Genomic DNA, 3,702 nt, shown 5'->3' with positions numbered 1-3,702 from the left:
GTATTAAGCTGTACTTTAAATATGTTCACTAATTTTCTTTTTGTTATGTAAAGTATGTAAAAGTGTTAACAATGTAAATGAAATATACATCTTCACAGTCAAAAAAGTTAAAATATTTCGTTTTAAGGATTATAATGGAGGGAGAAACATAAAAGGGAGTGAATGAACTTGAAACAAGAACTTATTGAAAGATTTACGAGATATGTAAAAATTGATACGCAATCAAATGAAGAAAGCCATACAGTACCAACAACACCAGGACAAATTGAGTTTGGTAAGTTATTAGTGGAAGAGCTAAAAGAAATTGGTTTAACAGAAGTAACGATGGATGATAATGGCTATGTAATGGCAACACTTCCAGCTAATACGGACAAGGATGTTCCTGTAATCGGATTTTTAGCCCACTTAGATACGGCAACAGACTTTACAGGGAAAAACGTCAAACCACAAATTCATGAAAATTTTGATGGTAATGCAATTACGTTAAATGAAGAGCTAAATGTTGTGTTAACACCAGAGCAGTTCCCGGAATTACCATCATATAAAGGACATACCATTATTACAACTGATGGTACAACACTTCTAGGAGCAGATGATAAAGCTGGTCTTACAGAAATTATGGTTGCAATGAACCATTTAATACATAATCCGCAAATTAAGCACGGGAAAATAAGAGTAGCATTTACACCGGATGAAGAAATTGGTCGTGGGCCAGCGCATTTTGATGTAGAAGCGTTTGGTGCATCATTCGCTTATACGATGGATGGAGGTCCATTAGGTGGTTTAGAGTATGAAAGTTTTAATGCTGCAGGTGCTAAGTTAACGTTTAACGGAACGAATACACATCCTGGAACAGCGAAAAATAAAATGCGCAATGCTACTAAACTAGCTATGGAGTTTAACGGGTATTTACCAGTAGAAGAGGCGCCAGAATATACAGAAGGCTATGAAGGATTCTATCATTTACTTTCTTTAAATGGTGATGTTGAGCAAAGTAAAGCGTATTATATTATTCGAGACTTTGATCGTGAAAATTTTGAGGCGCGTAAAAATAACGTTAAAAATATTGTGAAGACTATGCAAGAAAAGTATGGCGAAGATGCAGTCGTTTTAGAAATGAATGATCAATACTATAACATGCTTGAAAAAATTGAACCGGTAAGAGAAATTGTTGATATTGCATATGAAGCAATGAAAAGTTTAGACATTGAACCAAATATTCATCCGATTCGCGGAGGCACAGATGGATCACAATTATCATATATGGGATTACCGACGCCGAATATTTTCACTGGTGGTGAAAACTATCACGGTAAATTTGAATATGTTTCGGTAGATACTATGGAAAAAGCCGTTCAAGTTATTGTGGAAATTGCAAGACGTTTTGAGGAGCAAGCTTAAAAAAGAACCAAGTAGTACGAATGTGCTACTTGGTTCTTTTTAATATAGTACTCGCCACAAATAAAAAGTCGCATAAGACTCCCAATTAGCCCAGTTTGCCGCGAAACCTTTTATTTCATTTTTAGTCGGTTTATTTTCGGAACCTGTTATAAATTTAATTGCATTATGCAGACCAACATCATCAATTGGAAAAGCTGAAGGAAATCTTAAACAACGCATTAAAACATAGTTGGCAGTCCATGGTCCTATACCATGGATAGCGGTTAATTGTTTCTCAGCAACCTTTACATCTTGTGTTTGCAGTAAATCCTCTTTTGATAGTTTTCTCTCTGTAATAAGCTTCGCAATACCGATTAAATATTCACATTTTCTAGTCGTCATTTTTAATTGTTGGAGATCTTCTACATGTAGATTTGCAATTGTTTCAGGTAATGGGAATATCCAATGCTTTCTACCGTCCCATTCTACATAACTGCCAAATTGCTCAACTAATCTTCTTTTTAGCGTATAAGCATATGTTAAGTTAATTTGTTGACCGATAATTCCCCAGGAAAGTGCCTCAAATAAGTCTGGAATACCTAAATTACGAAGGCCATAATATTGTTCAATTGGTCCTTGAAGGAGTAAATCATGTTTAGCTAATGTATAAAAGGGAGCTAAATCAGTAGTTAAATCAAACCATTCTTTTACATAGTTAGCTACAGCTTCACGTATCGATTTTTCAGATGTATATGATTCTTCTAAACAACGTATTTGAATATTGCCATCTGTATTCACACTAATTTCAACTAAAGGATTTACATCTTGAACAGGGATAACTTTATAAATTTTGTTATCTTCAATATGAAACATACATTCATTGTTAGAACGTGATAGATAACGTAAATTTTCTTGGAAACAAAATTCTTTTGGAACTGCTATAGATAATGCGCTATTATATTCTGCTGTCATATGAATTCCACCTGTAACTTTTCTAATGTAAGCAATTTTTTCTTCATTTCTAATCCACCCCTAAATCCGGTTAGTTTCCCATTCTTCCCAATAACACGGTGACAAGGAATAGTAATAAGGAGAGGGTTAGCAGCAATAGCAGAAGCAACGGCGCGCACAGCTTTAGGTTTTTGAATTTTTTCAGCAATTTCTGTATAAGAATATGTCTTTCCATAAGGAATTTCACGTACCGTATTCCAAACAGATAATTGAAAATTAGTTCCATAAGCATCGATAGGAAATGTAAAAGTTTCTCGCTTGTTTTCTAAATACTCGATAACTTCTTGCGTATATATTTGCAAGTAATCTGGACTATGAATCAATATATGTTGGGGCAGTTTTTTTCTAGCCCATATATTTAATTCTTCAAAGTTTTCGTCTTGTGATCCAATGAAACATAGTCCATTTTCAGTTGCAGCAATATGAAATCGCCAATTTTTATGTGTAAGTAGCGTCCAATATATATAATTATTTTTGTAGGAATTCATTATCGTATCCCTCTTTCATCTCGTTCTTTTTTCGATATTCAGTAGGAGTAAAGCCGGTTTTCTTTTTAAATAAAGTTGCGAAATACTCTGGGTTTTCTATCCCGACAGCAGTACTAATTTCTTTAATAGATTGATTTGTGTGTAAAAGGTATTTGGTTGCTTTAAGAATCCTGAATTGTTGTATATATTCTATAGGAGTTAGCCCTATTATTCTTTTGAAAGTACGTTGTAAATGAAAAGGGCTACCGTGACACATTCCCGCAAGCATGTCGAGAGTTAAGGATTTGTCATAATGCTTTTCGATATAGTCTTTAATTTGTTCTACCCACTCTTCATTAGGTAAAGTGATCCCATTTGGCTTACAACGTTTGCACGGGCGAAAGTTTTCACTTAATGCTTGCTCTGCATGATGAAAAATTCGTACATTGTTTCTATTTGGTATTCTTGATTTGCATGATGGCCTGCAAAAGATTCCAGTTGATTTCACAGCATAAAAGAATTTGCTATCATAGGAAGAATCGTTATGAATAATTGCTTGCCAATACTCATTTGTTAATGTAACTCTTTCATTGTGCAAAGAACATCACCTCTGAAATTAGTATAACCTGAATAAAGTGCGTATGTATGTATTCATAAATGTAAGAGCAAGATTACAAAGGTGAAAATATCGGATGGCGTTTAGATTATTTTGTTGTTTCGGAAAGAATGAAAGACCAGATAACAGAAGCGAAAATTAATAGTGAAGTGATGGGATCAGACCATTGTCCAGTTGAATTACATATAAATTTCTAAAAAAAGAAGTATCTCCCTAATATTAGGGAGA

4 protein-coding genes and 1 pseudogene are annotated in these 3,702 nt (G+C 34.1%); 2 read left to right on the top strand and 3 right to left on the bottom strand.

Features of this window, described 5'->3' with window-relative positions:
* The first annotated feature begins 168 nt into the window (after positions 1 to 168).
* Positions 169 to 1,401, top strand: coding sequence for a peptidase T (gene pepT / locus ABWK52_RS26215; RefSeq protein WP_000807014.1), 1,233 nt, complete (start codon positions 169 to 171; stop codon positions 1,399 to 1,401).
* Between the two features lie 39 nt (positions 1,402 to 1,440).
* Here pepT and ABWK52_RS26210 read toward each other — a convergent pair whose 3' ends face one another.
* Genes ABWK52_RS26210 through ABWK52_RS26200 form a run of 3 tightly spaced genes read right to left on the bottom strand, consistent with a single transcriptional unit; the run spans position 1,441 to position 3,456 of the window.
* Positions 1,441 to 2,352, bottom strand: a complete 912-nt coding sequence (locus tag ABWK52_RS26210) for a DNA-3-methyladenine glycosylase 2 (RefSeq protein WP_061655410.1) — start codon at positions 2,350 to 2,352, stop codon at positions 1,441 to 1,443.
* Positions 2,349 to 2,879 (bottom strand): methylated-DNA--[protein]-cysteine S-methyltransferase, encoded by a 531-nt coding sequence (locus ABWK52_RS26205; RefSeq protein WP_001089838.1) that lies wholly within the window; start codon positions 2,877 to 2,879, stop codon positions 2,349 to 2,351. The genes ABWK52_RS26210 and ABWK52_RS26205 overlap by 4 nt, the downstream gene beginning before the upstream one ends.
* Positions 2,860 to 3,456 (bottom strand): bifunctional transcriptional activator/DNA repair enzyme AdaA, encoded by a 597-nt coding sequence (locus ABWK52_RS26200; protein WP_098541609.1) that lies wholly within the window; start codon positions 3,454 to 3,456, stop codon positions 2,860 to 2,862. The genes ABWK52_RS26205 and ABWK52_RS26200 overlap by 20 nt, the downstream gene beginning before the upstream one ends.
* Before the next feature lie 77 nt (positions 3,457 to 3,533).
* Here ABWK52_RS26200 and ABWK52_RS26195 point away from each other — a divergent pair.
* A pseudogene (locus ABWK52_RS26195) lies at positions 3,534 to 3,671 on the top strand (exodeoxyribonuclease III); the annotation flags it as partial.
* Positions 3,672 to 3,702: the final 31 nt, after the last annotated feature.

Origin of the sequence: Bacillus sp. AP50, assembly GCF_040492675.1 — a bacterium.
GTDB classification, from domain to species: domain Bacteria; phylum Bacillota; class Bacilli; order Bacillales; family Bacillaceae_G; genus Bacillus_A; species Bacillus_A cereus.
This window is presented reverse-complemented; position numbering and strand designations above follow the sequence as displayed.

What these genes read in the sequence shown, in the direction of transcription:
- ABWK52_RS26205 (WP_001089838.1), bottom strand. Translation starts at nt 2,879, where the DNA reads ATGAATTCCTACAAAAATAATTATATATATTGGACGCTACTTACACAT.
- ABWK52_RS26210 (WP_061655410.1), bottom strand. Translation starts at nt 2,352, where the DNA reads ATGACAGCAGAATATAATAGCGCATTATCTATAGCAGTTCCAAAAGAA.